The organism is Asaia platycodi JCM 25414 (assembly GCF_000614545.1).
Taxonomy (GTDB): domain Bacteria; phylum Pseudomonadota; class Alphaproteobacteria; order Acetobacterales; family Acetobacteraceae; genus Asaia; species Asaia platycodi.
The window spans coordinates 164281-179933 of record NZ_BAKW01000001.1 but is presented as its reverse complement, the minus strand read 5'-3'; the positions used below and the strand labels follow the sequence as shown (position 1 = coordinate 179933).

Annotated in this window: 24 protein-coding genes; 11 read left to right on the top strand and 13 right to left on the bottom strand. The window is 55.7% G+C overall.

The genetic code is table 11. The features are described from left to right. Positions 1 to 27: 27 nt before the first annotated feature. Genes JCM25414_RS25605 through JCM25414_RS00810 form a run of 8 tightly spaced genes read right to left on the bottom strand, consistent with a single transcriptional unit; the run spans position 28 to position 3872 of the window. Positions 28 to 282 (bottom strand): dihydrodipicolinate synthase family protein, encoded by a 255-nt coding sequence (locus tag JCM25414_RS25605; protein ID WP_277910906.1) that lies wholly within the window; start codon positions 280 to 282, stop codon positions 28 to 30. After that, the gene (locus JCM25414_RS15615; protein ID WP_277910905.1) at positions 279 to 917 is read right to left on the bottom strand and encodes a dihydrodipicolinate synthase family protein; all 639 of its coding nucleotides are present in this window, start codon (positions 915 to 917) and stop codon (positions 279 to 281) included. Before JCM25414_RS15615 ends, JCM25414_RS25605 begins: the two co-directional genes overlap by 4 nt. Before the next feature lie 46 nt (positions 918 to 963). Then, positions 964 to 1245 (bottom strand): ATP-binding cassette domain-containing protein, encoded by a 282-nt coding sequence (locus JCM25414_RS23995; RefSeq protein WP_242403208.1) that lies wholly within the window; start codon positions 1243 to 1245, stop codon positions 964 to 966. A gap of 16 nt (positions 1246 to 1261) precedes the next feature. Beyond that, positions 1262 to 1705 carry an ATP-binding cassette domain-containing protein gene (locus JCM25414_RS23990; RefSeq protein WP_242403206.1) on the bottom strand — a complete coding sequence of 148 codons (444 nt, stop codon included), beginning with the start codon at positions 1703 to 1705 and terminating at the stop codon, positions 1262 to 1264. Further along, entirely contained in the window at positions 1692 to 1922 is a 231-nt protein-coding gene (locus JCM25414_RS23985) for a hypothetical protein (RefSeq protein WP_051535587.1), read from the bottom strand. Before JCM25414_RS23985 ends, JCM25414_RS23990 begins: the two co-directional genes overlap by 14 nt. Beyond that, positions 1919 to 2341: an ABC transporter permease subunit gene (locus tag JCM25414_RS23980; protein ID WP_051535586.1), complete on the bottom strand. Its 423-nt coding sequence runs from the start codon at positions 2339 to 2341 to the stop codon at positions 1919 to 1921. The genes JCM25414_RS23985 and JCM25414_RS23980 overlap by 4 nt, the downstream gene beginning before the upstream one ends. Continuing rightward, positions 2341 to 3000, bottom strand: a complete 660-nt coding sequence (locus tag JCM25414_RS00815) for an amino acid ABC transporter permease (RefSeq protein WP_025840415.1) — start codon at positions 2998 to 3000, stop codon at positions 2341 to 2343. Before JCM25414_RS00815 ends, JCM25414_RS23980 begins: the two co-directional genes overlap by 1 nt. Continuing rightward, a complete protein-coding gene (locus JCM25414_RS00810) occupies positions 2997 to 3872 on the bottom strand; it encodes a transporter substrate-binding domain-containing protein (RefSeq protein WP_025840414.1) in 876 nt (291 codons plus the stop codon). Before JCM25414_RS00810 ends, JCM25414_RS00815 begins: the two co-directional genes overlap by 4 nt. A 136-nt stretch (positions 3873 to 4008) precedes the next feature. On the opposite strand from JCM25414_RS00810, the gene JCM25414_RS00805 reads away from it, so the two are divergent. From JCM25414_RS00805 to JCM25414_RS00775, 10 genes are read left to right on the top strand one after another with little or no spacing between them, the layout of a single operon-like run. Next, positions 4009 to 4272, top strand: a complete 264-nt coding sequence (locus JCM25414_RS00805; protein WP_025840413.1) for a 2Fe-2S iron-sulfur cluster-binding protein — start codon at positions 4009 to 4011, stop codon at positions 4270 to 4272. Beyond that, positions 4259 to 5260, top strand: coding sequence for an FAD-dependent oxidoreductase (locus JCM25414_RS15600; protein WP_242403205.1), 1002 nt, complete (start codon positions 4259 to 4261; stop codon positions 5258 to 5260). Before JCM25414_RS00805 ends, JCM25414_RS15600 begins: the two co-directional genes overlap by 14 nt. A 20-nt stretch (positions 5261 to 5280) precedes the next feature. After that, entirely contained in the window at positions 5281 to 5682 is a 402-nt protein-coding gene (locus JCM25414_RS23975; RefSeq protein WP_242403204.1) for a (2Fe-2S)-binding protein, read from the top strand. After that, the gene (locus JCM25414_RS25600; RefSeq protein WP_277910904.1) at positions 5679 to 5942 is read left to right on the top strand and encodes an FAD-dependent oxidoreductase; all 264 of its coding nucleotides are present in this window, start codon (positions 5679 to 5681) and stop codon (positions 5940 to 5942) included. Before JCM25414_RS23975 ends, JCM25414_RS25600 begins: the two co-directional genes overlap by 4 nt. Continuing rightward, the gene (locus JCM25414_RS15595) at positions 5923 to 6849 is read left to right on the top strand and encodes an NAD(P)/FAD-dependent oxidoreductase (protein ID WP_369345961.1); all 927 of its coding nucleotides are present in this window, start codon (positions 5923 to 5925) and stop codon (positions 6847 to 6849) included. Before JCM25414_RS25600 ends, JCM25414_RS15595 begins: the two co-directional genes overlap by 20 nt. Before the next feature lie 10 nt (positions 6850 to 6859). Next, entirely contained in the window at positions 6860 to 7786 is a 927-nt protein-coding gene (locus tag JCM25414_RS15590) for a dihydrodipicolinate synthase family protein (RefSeq protein ID WP_242403203.1), read from the top strand. Positions 7787 to 7802: 16 nt separating this feature from the next. Then, positions 7803 to 8456, top strand: coding sequence for a GntR family transcriptional regulator (locus tag JCM25414_RS00785; RefSeq protein WP_025840412.1), 654 nt, complete (start codon positions 7803 to 7805; stop codon positions 8454 to 8456). Between the two features lie 27 nt (positions 8457 to 8483). Continuing rightward, the gene (locus tag JCM25414_RS15585) at positions 8484 to 9557 is read left to right on the top strand and encodes an amidohydrolase family protein (protein WP_277910903.1); all 1074 of its coding nucleotides are present in this window, start codon (positions 8484 to 8486) and stop codon (positions 9555 to 9557) included. Then, complete coding sequence (locus JCM25414_RS25595) at positions 9509 to 9853, top strand: amidohydrolase family protein (protein ID WP_277910902.1); 345 nt, start codon at positions 9509 to 9511, stop codon at positions 9851 to 9853. The genes JCM25414_RS15585 and JCM25414_RS25595 overlap by 49 nt, the downstream gene beginning before the upstream one ends. Positions 9854 to 9871: 18 nt before the next feature. Then, positions 9872 to 10240, top strand: a complete 369-nt coding sequence (locus tag JCM25414_RS00775; protein WP_025840411.1) for a hypothetical protein — start codon at positions 9872 to 9874, stop codon at positions 10238 to 10240. A 290-nt stretch (positions 10241 to 10530) separates the two neighbouring features. Here the strand turns inward: JCM25414_RS00775 and JCM25414_RS23970 are convergent, their stop codons facing one another. Beyond that, the gene (locus JCM25414_RS23970; RefSeq protein WP_242403202.1) at positions 10531 to 10638 is read right to left on the bottom strand and encodes a DUF4172 domain-containing protein; all 108 of its coding nucleotides are present in this window, start codon (positions 10636 to 10638) and stop codon (positions 10531 to 10533) included. 507 nt (positions 10639 to 11145) lie between these two features. On the opposite strand from JCM25414_RS23970, the gene JCM25414_RS15580 reads away from it, so the two are divergent. Further along, the gene (locus JCM25414_RS15580) at positions 11146 to 11943 is read left to right on the top strand and encodes a site-specific integrase (RefSeq protein WP_148300871.1); all 798 of its coding nucleotides are present in this window, start codon (positions 11146 to 11148) and stop codon (positions 11941 to 11943) included. Between the two features lie 22 nt (positions 11944 to 11965). On the opposite strand, the gene JCM25414_RS15575 is transcribed toward JCM25414_RS15580, so the two are convergent. The 4 genes from JCM25414_RS15575 to JCM25414_RS00755 all read right to left on the bottom strand — a co-directional run bounded on the left by JCM25414_RS15575 (position 11966) and on the right by JCM25414_RS00755 (position 15518). Further along, positions 11966 to 13117, bottom strand: a complete 1152-nt coding sequence (locus tag JCM25414_RS15575; RefSeq protein WP_081775728.1) for a Hint domain-containing protein — start codon at positions 13115 to 13117, stop codon at positions 11966 to 11968. Positions 13118 to 13461: 344 nt separating this feature from the next. Continuing rightward, positions 13462 to 13593: an SDR family oxidoreductase gene (locus tag JCM25414_RS25590; RefSeq protein WP_304488822.1), complete on the bottom strand. Its 132-nt coding sequence runs from the start codon at positions 13591 to 13593 to the stop codon at positions 13462 to 13464. Continuing rightward, positions 13545 to 14204, bottom strand: a complete 660-nt coding sequence (locus JCM25414_RS15570) for an SDR family NAD(P)-dependent oxidoreductase (protein WP_277910901.1) — start codon at positions 14202 to 14204, stop codon at positions 13545 to 13547. The genes JCM25414_RS25590 and JCM25414_RS15570 overlap by 49 nt, the downstream gene beginning before the upstream one ends. Before the next feature lie 387 nt (positions 14205 to 14591). Next, entirely contained in the window at positions 14592 to 15518 is a 927-nt protein-coding gene (locus JCM25414_RS00755) for an AraC family transcriptional regulator (RefSeq protein WP_025840409.1), read from the bottom strand. Between the last annotated feature and the right edge of the window lie 135 nt (positions 15519 to 15653).

The following is a 15653-nucleotide window of genomic DNA, read 5'->3' as shown; positions in this document are numbered from 1 at the left end:
GCGCAAGTCAGTCCCTTCCCTCGCATCTTAGATCGGGTCCTCAAACCTGAGATCGAGATCACGCACGATTTCGCCCGCCCTCAGACGCGCCGCCTCCGGCAGGGGCAGACGCGGCGCCCGGGGAAGACCAACTTCAAGACCCATCATTCCCAGAAGCGCCTTGCTGCCCGCAACATACCCCTGTCCGCCAACAAGCTGGATCAGGGGAAGGTAGCGATGATAGAGAGCTTTGGCCTGCGCGATGTCGCGATATCCGTCACAAAGGCGGAAGATCTCGCTCATGGCGTGCGGCGCGACGTTTGAGGCAACGGCCACCCAGCCACTGCCCCTTCGAGGAAACTCTCATATCCCATAATCCCGCCGAAGACGGCCATGCCATCGCCGCACAGGCGCTGGATGTCGCGTATACGCGTGACATCCATTGTCGATTCCTTGATCATGCGGCAATTCGCGAGGGTCGAAAGCCGCGCGACCAGTTCGGGACGCAGATCGACATTGGCTGTCGCCGGGTTGTTGTAGAGCATGATCGGCAAGCCGATAGCCTCGGAAACAAGGCGATAATGCGCGAAGATTTCGTCATCGGTCGGGGTGGAATAAAATGGCGGGATGATCATGACGCCATCTGCGCCCAGCGTTTCAGCCTCGCGGCTGTATCGGATGACATCATGCGTGTTTTCAGCACCCGTTCCGATCAGAACGGGCACGCGACCATCTGCCTGCTCGATAACGGTACGGGCAACGAGATGACGCTCCTCGTCGGTGAGGGACAGAAATTCACCCGTTGAACCAAGCGGAATCAGACCAGCGATACCCTGCGCAATCTGCCATTCGGTAAAACGACGCAGGACAGACAGATCCACCTGCCCCTCTTGATCAAAAGGCGTAATCATCACCGTATAAGTGCCGCGAAATTTCATGATTTTACCCTCGATTGAAAATGATGTCCCCCGACCTCCGAAGCGGTCAGGCCATGTTGTCCTGGGCGTCCTGTGAATTCATGAAACGCGCAATCGGATGATCGGGGGTGGCGGCGTCAGCGCTGTCAGCGGCATGGATCACCCTTCCCTCTTGCAGAAGAATGATGCGGCTGGACAGGCTACGCACAGCCTGCATGGCATGTGACACCTGAATGATTGTCATGCCCTCAGCGGCCAGGTCCTGCATCAGATGCCCGACTTCGCGCACACGCGCCGGATCAAGAGCCGATGTCGGCTCATCCAGCAGGAGTAAGGCAGGGCGCTGCATCAGGCACGGGCAATCGCTACGCGCTGCTTCTGCCCCCCTGAGAGTTCGCGCGGGGACAGCTTGGCTTATCCTCGATTCCGAGCCTTTCAAGGAGCGTTCGCGCCTCTTTTTCGGCTTCGTCGCCAGGCCGCTTATGCACAAGCGTCGGTGCCAGGGTTAGGTTACGCAGGACCGACATGTGATCGAACAGACCGAAATTCTGAAACACGATTGCAGCCTTGTGTCTCAAAGAGGCGGCAGCGTTGGGCGCCGAGAGGTCGATCCAGCGTCCGTCCACGGTAACCGTGCCCGACTGAGCGCCCTGCAGCCCGATCAAGGCGCGCAGCATGGTTGTCTTGCCCGAACCCGATGGCCCAATCAGGCTGACGATTTCCCCGCGGCCGGCCTGAAAGCCCACATTGCCAAGGATCTCCTTACGACCCTGTCGAACAGAAACATTGCTTACATCAAGATAGGGCAAGACGCTTCTCCAGAGCACGACTCAGCCGCGTCAGCGGATAGGACAAGGCGAAGTATAGTGAGAGGACGACGATAAAGACGGGTGTCGCTGGCAAGCCGCGACTTGAAAGGATCACACCTGCCTGGCTGAGTTCCACAACACCAATCTGGGATGCCAGCGCCGTGTCCTTGATAAAGAGCACGAGATAGCCAATTGCCGGCGGGAGAATGGCCCTCATGCTTGCGGCAGAACCACATGGCGCCAGCGCGCCCAGACAGGAAGGTCGAGAGCAAGTGCGGAATCGAATTGCTCAGGGCCGACAGTACGAATGCCGCCCAGGATGATTTCCGAGAGATAGGCCGAGGCGATCAGGCCAATGGCCCCTATTGCCACTCCCATTGCCCCGATATCGGCACCCAATGCACCAGCGAGAAAGAAAAGGCCATAAAGCGTCACGATGAAGGGAATCCGACGCATGATCTGCACATAGGCTGCACCGACCAGCCCAAGGCCTGGGAGCCATCTCACAGTCGACAAACGCATGGCGGTCAGGGCGATACCCCCAGCCACCCCAAGCAAACCGCCTGCCAGTGAGAGAATGGCCGTACGCAGAACAGCGTGTTCGAAAAGGGCGATATCATAGACCGAAAAAACCATCAGACCCTGCGCTCCACAAGGTGATGGAAAAGCGCGAGAAGCCCCCCAAGGACAAAGGACAGGATGATATAAAGGCCTGCGGTAACGCTCATTACTTCGACGATACGAAAGCTTGAGGTGCCAATATCGTAGGCACGCCCTGTCAGATCCTCCACGCCAAAAATGGAGGCCATCGAGGAGCCGAGGATCATGATCTGGAAGTGGTTAGAAAGCGCCGGATACATGGCCCTTCCGGCATGAGGAAGAAGAACACGGGTCCAGATCTGGAAACGGCTCATCCCAAGCGTGAGCGCAGCGTCATGATAAGCATGCGGAACGGTTCGCAGACCAGTTACCAGAATTTCTGCGAGGTATGCCGCAGCATTGAGCGCCATGCCCGTCAGCACGGAAATGAAAGGCGATACCGTCATGCCGAATAACGGCAATGAATAAAACAGGGCAAAGATCTGCGACAATTGCGGCGTATTCGTCAGGGCCGTACCGTAAATAACGCTCAGCCGTTTCACCGGACCACGCCCATCGACGCGCATGATCACCAGCACCACTGCCAGAAGCAGGCCCAGAGCAAAGGAAATGCCTGCGAGCAGCATTGTTGTACCAACACCTCCAAGCAGGAAAGGCAGCTTCAGCATGACAGGATGAAAATCGAGGCCGCTCATTCTGAATGCGTATCCGCACCGAACCATCGCTTGTCGATGGACCGCAATGCGCGACTCCTGCGCATCGCCTCAATGATCCTGTTGACCTCTGCGATGAGTTGGCGGTCTCGCGGATTCATCCCAATACCGTCCTCTCCGGCCGGCGGCGCAAACTCCCTCTCTATGCGCCAGGGGGAGCGGGGATCTTGGGGAACAAGATGCCCGACATAATCAATGACATCGACCAGTGCGTCCCCCCGGCCCTGAGCGAGGGCGCGCATCGCATCCTCATATGTATCAAGAACGAGCATTGCCGCTCTTGGCGCCTGTGCCCGCATAAAGGAAACGGCGGTGGAGCCACGCACCTCAACCAGACGAAAACGGCCCGTAGCGAGATCGGCAAAATGCTGCACCGGAGAAAAACCCGGCATGATGGCCGCGAATGACTCCCGATAGAGAGGCGCGGAAAACGCGATGACGGCCTCACGATCGGCGGTCCGTGTCAGGCCGCCGAGCACGACATCCACCTTACCCGCCAGAAGATAGAGAATACGCCCACTTGAAGTCACCGTGACGAAGCGCGGCTCTACCCCGAGTTTGCGAGCGAGGTACGAGCCGACATCGAGATCGTAACCCACAAGGCGATTGTGATCATCATAACCAGCCAATGGGGGTAATCCGGGCTCCACCCCTATATTCAGATGCCCGCTCGCACGTATCGCGTCGAGATCACGGGCCTGCGCCAGCCCGGGACTAAAAGCACAAGACCCGAGGAGACTCAGGAAGAAAACAGCCGCGCGCGCAGCGACGCCACGCCTGAACAAGGCACGACACCTATTCAACCCGGCATCGCCCCTGACGCTCTGCGCTGCCTTGTCCTTGAGGCTGCTCATAAGATGATTTCCTGCCCCAATGCGAGTTTGCTCTTGCGGATTCCCCGCCCCTCATCTAATCGTAATATACGCTTTGTATACGATAATAAACCCGTTTCTGAGATTCTCTATCAAAACGTTCTGATAAGGAAATATCGTGACCCTGGTGCGTCTCACTTTCAAGGGCAAGAAGCTCGAGGCCCATAAAGGGGAGCCTCTGACCGCTGCGCTGATCAGGGCCGGATATCTCGCCCTTGGACAGAGCCGAATGCCGGGTCAGGGCCAGCGTGGTACGTGCGGGGCTTTTTGCTTCATGGGTGTTTGTCAGGAGTGCCGTGTCATCGTTGATGGCAAGCTTGCACAGGCCTGCCGCACCTTTGTTGAAACCGACATGCAGGTTCTTCCCTATGACCGCCTCTGAGCCCAGACCCGATATCGCTGTTGCAGGCGCCGGGGTCTCCGGGACCACCTGCGCGGTGGCACTCTCTCGCCATGGGTTTGCCGTCACGCTCATAGATGATCAGCCCGATGCAGGCGGACAGGTTTTCAGGGCTCCATCACCCTATGCCAGAGAAAAAATCCGTGCGGACCAGGAACGGAAAAAGGGCGACAGGATACGTAAGCATCTTGCTGCTTCCGGGGTCGACCATCGTCGTGCCACGCGCATATGGGGGCTGACGGGGCGATTTGAGCTCGATCTGCTTGGCCCTGATGGCATGGCTCAGCTCCGAGCCGAGCGACTGGTTATCGCCAATGGCGCTGTTGAGCGTTTCCTTCCTGCGCCGGGCTGGACGACACCGCGGGTTATCGGCCTTGCAGGTGCAAGCATTCTCCTGAGAGGGGGTGGGACGCTCCCCGGTCGAAGTATCGTCCTGGCTGGATCCGGGCCGCTGCTCTTTTCGGTCGCCCATCAGGTGCTTGCGCTTGGCGGCAAAGTCGCGGCCATTGTCTCATCTGCAGGGCTGGGGGAATGGATCGAACTCGGTACGAAATTGTATCGCGACGCCGGGCGTCTGCTGGAGGCCACACGATGGATGGCGCAGATCACCGCTGCCCGCATCCCTATCCATTATAATGCCCGCATCTCGGATATCCAGAATCTGGAAGATGGGGTTCTCGTGACAATCTGCCCCAAGGATCGCAGGAAATCCTCCTCGACCGTGAATGCCAGCATACTGGCCTATGGCGATGGCCTGAAGCCCACAACGCTCCTCTCGAGAGCAGCCGGAGCTCGGCATGAATACGATCCGTCAGGAGATTACTTCAAACCGGTCACCGATACGGCGGGGCGCACCGATATCACTAACCTCTATGTGACAGGCGATGCAGCCGGGATAGAGGGCGCGGAGGCTTCACGGCTCAGAGGACTTGTCACCGCCCATGCTATCGCGCTCGATACTGGCGTATAACCAAGGCTGGATTCGACTCATTGGCGGCGCCGGCGCTTCGACGCCTGCAAAAACTAGCCGCGATTTCCGTCACGATGCGCCGTTTGATGCGGTCAGGTCATGACTGCGCTCTTGCCATACCGGATGCGACGATCCTGTGTCGCTGCGAACAGGTCATGGCCTCGGCTGCACGCCAGGCCATCGCGGCAGGGGCAAGAGATGTCAATCAGGTCAAGGCGTGGACACGCTGCGGCATGGGCCCCTGTCAGGGGCGTTCCTGCGAGGACGGGCTGCGTCAGATCCTGATTGAGACTGGCAGCATATCCCCTCAGGACACCGGGATATTTACCGTACGCGCCCCGTTTTTTCCGCTCCCATTGAGCGCGATCTCGGGAGAATTCGATTACGACGATATCCCGCTTCCAAAGGCGGCGCCGCTATGAGCGTGACCATCGGGACTGCGCATGAACGCTATGACGCGGCTATCATCGGCGCCGGTGTCATGGGCGCGACAACCGCATTGTTCCTTGCCCAGGCTGGCATGAAGGTGGCGTTGATTGAACGCGGGGCCCTCTTTCGCGCTGCTTCCGGGATCAACGCAGGCACCCTGACCTTGCATATGACCCGGGCTCAACTGATACCCCATGCCATCAGGGACGGGAGATGTGGCTTGATGCGGCGCGCTGGCTTGGCGAGCCGGTAGGCGCTGTTTCCACTCATGGACTGTCCCTGGCTTTCACCGAAGCCGAAGAAGCGCTGCTCAGGCGCGGGCGCGTGTCAGGTCGGAAGCAGGCGCACCGATCGAGATTATTTCTGCCGGAAAAGCCGTCGAAATAGAGCCGGGGCTGAACCCGGGACTGCGCGCCGCTGCGTCATGCGCCCTTGACGGCCATATCCCGTCCTATCGCGTCGGAGCCGCCTACGCACGCGCTCTGGAGCGAGAGGGTGTCACCCTGCTTGAGCACGGCGAGGTGGCGCAGATCGCAACGGGTAACGGGGGCGATCATGCCATCCATCTTCGCGATCGTGCCCATCCTGTTCATGCCGCACGCGTCGTGGCGAGCGGAGGAGCCTGGCTCGAGAAAATGCTCGACTGGATGGGTTTTGCCATCCCGATACGCTGTCTGTTCAATCAGCTCGTCGTCACCGAGCCCATGAGCGAAGTGATGGGAAGCGTCATCAGCATTGCCAACGGTCTCCTCTCGCTCAAGCAATTCACCAATGGAAGTGTGCTTATTGGCGGCGGCTGGCAGGGAGAGGGCACGCTTGAAGCAGGCGGAACGCGCGTCATACCCGAAAACCTGCGAGGCAATGTGAGGCTGGCCCAGCATGTCATTCCCGCGCTTAGAAATGCGATGGTGCTCAGGGTATGGCTTGGCCAGGAGGCCGAGACACCCGACGCCATGCCATTGATCGGCTCCCTGGGGCCGGACGACACGCGGTTTGTCATTGGCTCGGTCCATTCCGGTTTTACCAGCGGCCCGTATATGGCCCGCCTCCTTGCAGATCGTATCCTGGGGGGTGATCCGGACCTGAGGGCATTTGACCCCTGTCGTTTCGCTCTCCCGCCAGCGACAAAAACCAGTTCCCTGCCCCCCACTCTCTCCTGACAGGATCGTCATGACGTCTTTCGAAACGGCCTCGCACTTCAGGGGGATCTATGCCGCCACCCTCGTTCCTTTCGACGAGACGGGGCTTATCGCATTCTCCTTGCTACGCGCCCATCTGCGTCGCTGTACGGCAGATGACGGGATCAGGGGCATTCTCTGCAACGGGCACGCTGGCGAAAACCATCTTCTCACCCGGGAAGAGAAAAAACAGGTCATAGAGGTCGCACGGGAGACGCTTGGAAACGACCGTCTGATCGTGAGCGGGATCCTCGCCGAGGAGACGACAGAGGCCTGTTTCCATGTGCAGGACGCGATTGATGCCGGGGCTGATGCCCTGCTGGTCTTTCCTCCGTTCTCATGGGCGCTGGCACAGGACGATGCGGCCATCCTCGCGCATCATCAGGCCATATGCGCTGCGTCGACAGTGCCGGTCATGCTGTATCAGTCATCAATCGGCAGCGGAGGCATGGCCTATAGCCTTCCCCTGCTCGAAACGCTTCTCGGCCTGCCGGGTATCGTTGCCGTCAAGGAGGGCAGTTGGGAAACGAATGCCTATGACCGCCACAGGAGACTGGCCGCGCGGGTTGCACCGCATGTGCAGGTCATGGCCTCAGGAGATGAGCATCTGCTCCCCTGTTTTGCGATTGGCACGACAGGCAGTCTCGTCAGCCTTGCAGCCATACTGCCGCGCTCGATGTGCAGGCTCTGGAGCGCTGTCGAAAGTGGCGACATGGCGAAAGCCCGTGCGATCCATGAAGCGATCCAGCCTCTCGCCAACCTGATCTACGGCAAGGCGCCATCCAGCCGGGCCACGTTGCGCTCAAGGCATGCCTCGTCATTCTGGGAGAATGGAGCGCCTGCCGCACCAGACGACCTTCTGTTATCCTCTCTTCCAATGAGTGGTCGGCTCTTCGGCACGCGCTGGAAGCCGCAATGAAAGTGGAAGAAGAGGCATGAGTGAGTACCGGGTTGCTGAACGCGAGCAAAATCTTGCAGAACTGGCTTATACCCAGATCAGACAGATGATCCTCGAGAAGAAGCTGCCTGGCGGCACTTCTGTAGTTGAGGGAAGACTGGCAGATCACTTGGAAATTTCCCGCACACCGGTACGCGAGGCGCTGATGCGCCTGGCTGCGGAGGACCTTCTGGTAAAGCAGGGCTCACGCTCGTTTGCCGTACGCAATGTCTCTGCTGCAGAGTTCTTTCAGGGCATCCATATTCGTGAGATTCTCGAAAGCGAGGCGATTGCGCTTTCCTTTGATCGGCTTGATCGGGGTTTGCTCGGCTCGCTGCGCGCAGAAGTTGTCGAGTTGGGAGAAACGCCCGAGCAAACTGCTGCGCAATGGCAACTCGATGACCGCCTTCACCTCCTCTTTCCCAAGACCACCGGAAATGGCGTGATGGTGCGAACGATCGACTCTCTGCGTACGCTTACGCGGCTTTGCGAGGTTTCCTACCCGCTCGGTCGCGTGCCTGCCTCTACTGTCGAACACCTGGCCATCCTCGATGCCCTGCTGGACGGTGATGCGAATGCAGCCCGGCAGGCCATGGTCACGCATCTGCGCAATGTCGCTGCAGATTGCATGGAAATTCTGCGCGGCGGCTAAGGTCCCCCGCTCTTACAGGAGCTTGCAATGACCCGCTATGACCTCGTTATCAAGAACGGTCTGATTGTTACGGCTACCGATCAAATTAGAGCCGATATCGGTATAAACGGGGAAAAAATCGTCGCCCTGGCCCATCATCTTCGCGGCGACGAAGAAGTCGATGCGACAGGCCTGATCGTGATGCCGGGAGGCGTGGACGGGCATTGCCATATTGAACAGGATGAGGCGGACGGCACCGTTCATGAGGACGGTTTCGCCTCGGCCACCGGCTCGGCGCTGCTCGGTGGAACAACGACAGTTGTATGTTTTTCAGCCCATTTGCCTGGCAGAGAACTCAAGGAACAATTTCTTGCTTATCGCGAGAAAGGCCAGGCATCGCGTTGTGATTATGCCATCCATCAAATCGTCACGCGCACAGACAAGGAAACACTGGAGACAGGCATACCTGAAGTCGTGGCACTGGGGGCGGCAGGTCTGAAGGTATTCATGACTTATGACGCGTTTCATCTCGCAGATGATCAGGTTCTGCAGGTGCTCTCTGCCGCACTTCCGCACGATATGATCGTCTCCCTTCACTGCGAAAATTATGAGGCGATACGGTTTCTGGTGTCCCGGCATCTGGCTGAGGGTAAGATCCACGCGCACAGCCACGTAACATCACGGCCAGTGAGTGTCGAACGCGAGGCCACATCCCGAGCCATCGCCCTAAGCGAAGTTACCGGCCAGCCTATACAGATATTCCATGTCTCGAGCCCGGAGGTGGCGGCCGAGATTGCCCGTGCACGCGATCGCGGCGTGCAGGTAACTGCAGAGACATGCACGCATTATTTGACCTTGACCGAAGATGAACTCAAGCGCGAAGGCTTCGAGGGGGCGAAATTCATATGCAGCCCTCCCTTGCGGAGCGTCGCGGAGCGCGAGGGCATGTGGCGGGCCTTGCTTGACGGCACGATCTCGGTCGTCTCTTCTGATCACTGCGGCTACACTTATGAAGCTCGTCAGGCAAGGCGCGCTACGGGCGGGATGCCGATTTTTCGAAGATACCGAACGGCATGCCGGGGCTGGGGACGCGCCTGCCTGTTCTGTTCGATGCGGCCATAACCAGAGATCGGATCGATCTGACAGATTTCATCCGCGTTACTGCCACAAATCCTGCGAAACGCTACGGATTATACCCTAGAAAAGGAACGATCGCGCCGGGCTCAGACGCGGACCTGGTTTTATGGGATCCTGCCATTCGCAAAATGATCTCACCGGAGCTGTTTGAGAGTGCCATCGATTACACGCCCTATGACGGCAGAGAGGTGACAGGGTGGCCGGTCGCCACCTATCTCCGCGGACGCTGGCCATGGGGAATGGTGTGCTCCATTCCATTCCAGGAGACGGACTGTATCTAGCGCGTGCTGGAAGATCACATGCGTGATCGAGACAGGCACGAGCGAGGTGTGATACCCCATCCCGATAAAGGCAATCTTGGGGACGCCCTCACCTACGTCCATTGCTCGGCTTCTTTGAATGCTGCCCGAGCAACAAGCTCGGAAGCCGGAGCGAGCGATATCACGCTCTCCAATGAGCCGGGGGTGGTCAAATTTGAAATCTCTCTCAGCCTGCTCGAGAGCGAATTGAAACGTCTCGGTCTCGACATTCAGTCACGGATCCACGTCATGGTCGAGATTGTAAGTTCGGACGAGGGATGCGCCACGAAGCTTCGTAAGCGGTCTCGTCTAGCTTGGCTGGCAGAAGAGCAGGAGACTTATATCGACCCTTATGTCACCACACGATGAGAACGACCTCATGTCGTCTTCACTTGTCTGCCGGCACTTTCCTTCTGCGGGATTTTCTATGAGATTTTTTTTGCAACGGTTCGAACCCATCTGGGCCATGCGCCGAACCTGTGCAATTTTATCAAGCGCCGTGCAGAGGGTCATTATATGTGATCATCAATGATTTTGCCTCCCTCCCGACTTTCGATCTCAGAGAGAACGTCTCAGCATTTCCACCGGCGACGTCGCATCAATCGTGGCGTGGTGGGTGCGAGCGATGAGAACGCCCCCTGATCAGTTACAAACGGCACCTATTTTCTTACGAGCAGATCACCTTCGATAGCCGAGCTCTGGATCGTTTCTTGCGACAGCAGTTGCACGACAAGCTGCTGAGTGGCGTTGGCGTCCAGATGTTGCATAGAGCCAATGAAGACAACCGAGCCCTTTAAGGGTCACTTTTCAGCGTCTTACAAACGAGCCCTATCGAATTGGAAACATGTCCAGTCCTGAAGTCGCCAGTTCCAACGCATGATCGATATCCCTACCGCTTATCGATCACCGTAAGCGTATTTTGTGATTTATAGAGGAGCCATCAATCGCTCATGCAACTCGAGATCACATGTGAGATCGGTACAATGATTCACCCGACCATCACGACCACATTACAAGCCACGAGCACCTTCGAAATCAGCTCTTGCCTTCCCGGATTGTTTGTCCAAGAATGGGAATAGAAAGAAACAGGAAGAAGCGCGTAGACAGCGAGACATCGAAAATCATTGGAAATACTGATGTGAACTACCCAGAGTATTTAGGCTCGAGTACCATAGTCCACATCATATAACACATTGAAATGATTGTGTTTTTTAGGCCACCGCAACCTGAGATCGGTGTTTTTCTACATTCAGGCGCCCCATCATAGCCTTGCAATGCTGGTTCGACGCCCTGCCGAATATGCCTTCAGACCAATCGTGAAACACTCCCCGGCATTCGACGTGCAGGAGAAGATGTCTGCCATCCTCGGCCACTTCAGCAATATCGAAACCTGGACCAAGCCGAAGGAACCAGACAAAAGCCCTCTGTTCTCCGAGGCCAGCGAAGCCTTCATTCTCGCCTCCTCACAGAAATGGAAGGACGCCGACTTCAGAGGTTATCGCAATGTCGTCAGGCGCTTTCTGGAAGTCTGCGGAGACAAGGAAATACGCCTGTATACCGGCGCCGATGCCGGACGGTTCAAGGAGGTCATGGAGAAGCTCCCGGAATACCACGGCAGAAAAAAGAACGACAAAAGGACCGCACTCGAACTCGCAGAGGAATCGACCCGGCTCAAACTCCGAACAGTCTCGGGCAAGGCTGTCAAAAACAACTTCTCCCGCCTGTCTGCCATCTGGCGCTATTATCTCCTGCGTGACCTCGTGGACAGAAACCTGTTCACAGGCTGGTCATTCGACACAAAGAAAAAACTCCAGCGCATCCGCTGGAGCGACGAGCATCTTGCCCGACTGGCAGAAGCCCCTTTCGAGATTGCCACATCCATTTCAAAGGAGACGTTTGGCTTCATCGTGGGTGTCGGCGCCTATACGGGTATGCGGGTGGAGGAAATCTGTCGCCTCCGAAATCAGGACATCATGACCCTCAGGGGCATCCCCTGCATCGTCATTCAGGAGCATGAAGCTACAGAGGGAGAACCTTGCACTTTCCTTTCCCAAATTTCATGGTCCGGATAAGGTCCTCCTGCCAAGATATTCATTATGAGGCGCGAGGGTTGGTGACCAGTCTCAGGTGGAGATAGAGCACTGCATATCCGCTTGTCCATCTTCTGCCTTTTGACTCTCGTGGATGCCAGCCGCCAAGCCCGTCTTTCGACAAATGAGCGTCCAGAAAGAAAGCTCGCGTATTAACATCGAGCATCATCGTGCCCACTAACACGCCCAACTGACGTCGGTCGTCGACATAAGGGCCAATACTTTCACAGGGACGGCTATGGCGGGACACGATATATAGTCTGCTTTGTCGCTCCGGAATTTGAAAGGTGACGATCGCCCCCCTTGTCGTGACAGGCCAAATTTTCGTTCCATCTTCAGTTTCGAGATGGAGAGCAGCGTCACCCGTGATTGATGGAACGCTCGCTGAGCTTGAAAAGCCGAGCTTCTGCGACCGGTTGTTCAACTCCGTAAAGATTGGTTCCACGAACTCTCGGTCAACGCAAAGAGGCACTGCTGAATTTTCGTTCCAGCATTTTTGAGGGGCAGCACGTTGGTTGGATCTCGCTGCATTCTTCCCAAACCGTTCCTTGTTTCCTGTATCTAGATAGCTTTCGCTCCATACTCGATCCGCTAGAATGACGGCATAGTTGGCCGTCTCAATATGATAATAGTCATAAGAGTGGAACGACTTATCATAAGAAATAGATCCACCATTCACGAGCATACGAACAGGAATGAATTTTCCATCAAAAAATAGACTATGTTCTGACGTAATCAGCATATCCTTGCTCGGCACGCCCGGGCCGATTGCGTCTGCCCGTATTCTGACGGGATACCCAGAGAGATCATCCGGGAGAAGAGGATCAACGACATGCGTCGCCTTGCCAACCCAGACGACCTGAGTCGTCACGATTTTTCCATTCTCCAAGGAAAGGATCTCATCTCCCGGACGGATATCCTGAACAAGGCGATAACCTGTTCCCGTGCCTATTTGCCTATTCGAAAGATAGCAAACGGGCACACCCGGCTGGAAGTTAGAAGAACTAGTAGATTTGCTATAGAGGTCGTAAAAGCCAACTCCCCATGAGCTGTCATCGTTATATCCGCTTCCATCCCCGAACGTTACAAACTTTTCCGAGTAACTGGATGGCGTTTTCGTGGATATATACCAGAAATTTCCATTCGTATCTTTCATGATGAATGAATTGCCACTCGTACTGCATCCATATATTGTCGTGTATGTTATTTTTCTGGCTGGATATGGTTTTCTAGCAGGAACAACCACGAATCCTGCTCCGAACTGCACTGAACCAGTGCCATTATTCGAAGTATAGTCCAGATTCGTCCATGCTTGCTTCGACCCGGTCGGAAAGCCTGCCCCCCCGATGGCAAAACCTGGAATCGCACTAAATTAGAGATTATAGTTTCCTGACGTAGGGATCGCCATTTTCTATTTTTCCATCAATCCGTCATTTGACACCAATAATAGTTTTATTATTTGAAGGGGGGGGGACATAACCCCGAGCCTTTATATCGGCTTCAGTGAAGTCCCCCACCAATCACGAGGATTTCTCCACTAATCCAGCTCGCTGCTTCCGAAGCCAAAAACGCGATTGCCGGCGCTATATCCTGCGGGATGCCAGTCCGTCCAAGGGGCGTAACAGTCTCGATAGAGGCGCGAAACTTATCATCCGAAAAACCCGTCGCCGACAGCCTTCAGTCAATATGAGACCTGGATTGACCGAGTTGACCCTGATTTTACGACCACCAAGCTCCTTCGAAAGGGTCCTGGTTATTGCATCGACAGCACCTTTAGAGGCCGTGTAAACAACGGAGTTCGGCGGCGTAAACGAGGTAACAGAAGACCCAATATTGATGATCGAGCCACCCTTATCGTCAAAAAGCCCTAAAGCCTCGCGACAGCAAAAAAGAGTTCCAAATACGTTCAGATCAAAATGCCAGTTGAAGGTACTTTTCTGCAAATCGGACAACGCCCCGGTGCCATAGACCCCTGCATTATTGACCAAAACATCCAGACGCCCGTATTTTCGCCGTATCTCAGCGAAAATAGCTGTCACACTTCGTTCGTCAGAGACATCGCCTTTGACAATTACGGCCTCACCTCCGGCCTTCTCAATCTCGCCAACAACACACTGCGCAGAAATCAGATCCCGAGAATAATTGACAAAGACGACAAATCCTTTTTTCGCGAGTTCCTTCGCAATTTCAGCACCAATGCCTTTGGAAGAGCCTGTTACAAGCGCAATTTTCTTATCGGACATCCGAGAACCCCAGTTTTCGACCACAACTCAATAAACAGGTGACATCTATCAAAAGGGAGGAAGGCGGATATTCGTGAGAGCACTGATAAGATGATCGATAATCCAGTTATGCTTTCAAAGCATGACAACGGCGTTGCACAACTCTGATAGGATAGGACAGGATAGATACGCGCCTCGCCTCGACTTTAACGGTGAGTTTGCAATTCTCAACAAGACAACAGGTGCAAAGTTACCGACACCGCCCGACCTGACTTCGCCCCGCAATATGACGATCATTCGATGTGACTCATCTATGAAACGCCAGCACTGGATGCCAAGGTCGGCAAGCCTTTCGGAGAGGGGCGCCTTCCGTTCATCCGCCGATTAGAGGCGGCGTGCTGCCCACGACTACCTGGCCCGACGCTCACGATATGACCGGGGAGAGATACCCAAGTTTCTTCTGAACGCGGTACTGAACGCGCTTTCTGACGCATAACCGTATCGATAGGCGATCTCAGAAATAGCCTCGGCAGTAGTTGTCAGCGATGAACATGCCAGCGCCATGCGCCACTGCGTCAGATATTCGATCGGACCGATCCCGACCAGGAGGCGAAACCGCGCAGCGAAGTTTGAACGTGACATGCCAGCCGCAAGAGCAAGATTTTCGACTGTCCAGGCTTTACCGGGTAAGTCATGAATTGCGTGAACTGCTTTTCCGATACGCCTATCACTTAGACCCGATAGTATATTTCCTGCGTGATTACCCCCTTTTTCGAGCTGGAAACGTATAATCTCCAGCACCATCATTCTGGCGAGGTTATGTATTGCGGCGGTGCGTCCGGGCCGCGCATTGCGAACCTCCAGAACAAACCGATCAATGAGCGGCTTTAGAAGCGATGCACCCGTTTCTTCTGCACGCAAGCATATGAATCTCGGAAGAAGATCGCGTAGTATTGCGTCATGTATATCGGAAAAAAAGAAGCGCCCCCCCTGCAAATGCACGTCGCTCCCCCCGTTCGTGTAAAATGCCTCCGTTTCGGACAGGTCTTGTTTAAGGATGGATGGGTTCGCACATGCGGCCTTGGCCGAACTTAACGTTGAAAATGGCGATCCCTGGGTCATCAAGATGCAGTCACCGGGGTTGAGGTAAATCGTCTCACCCGTATCTCCCAATTTCATGCAACAGTGCCCTTTTGAAAGCACAGTGAATTTGATCCCTCCTATTTCGTCAAATTTCAGCCCCCAAGTTCCGGAAAAATCGAGCGTAGCCAGATAGAACCTGTCTATCACCGCGGCAGAAATTATATCCGAAACAGGATCCTGCTCCATATTCATCACAGTTCGTTCCTCACTGCCAGATGCCGTAATAGCGACGCTCAATCATGAAAACTCGCCTGAACTACAAGAACACTTTCATGACGACCAGATGTGGCTCCCCGTACCTCGCCATCAGAATATGGGGTCGATGAT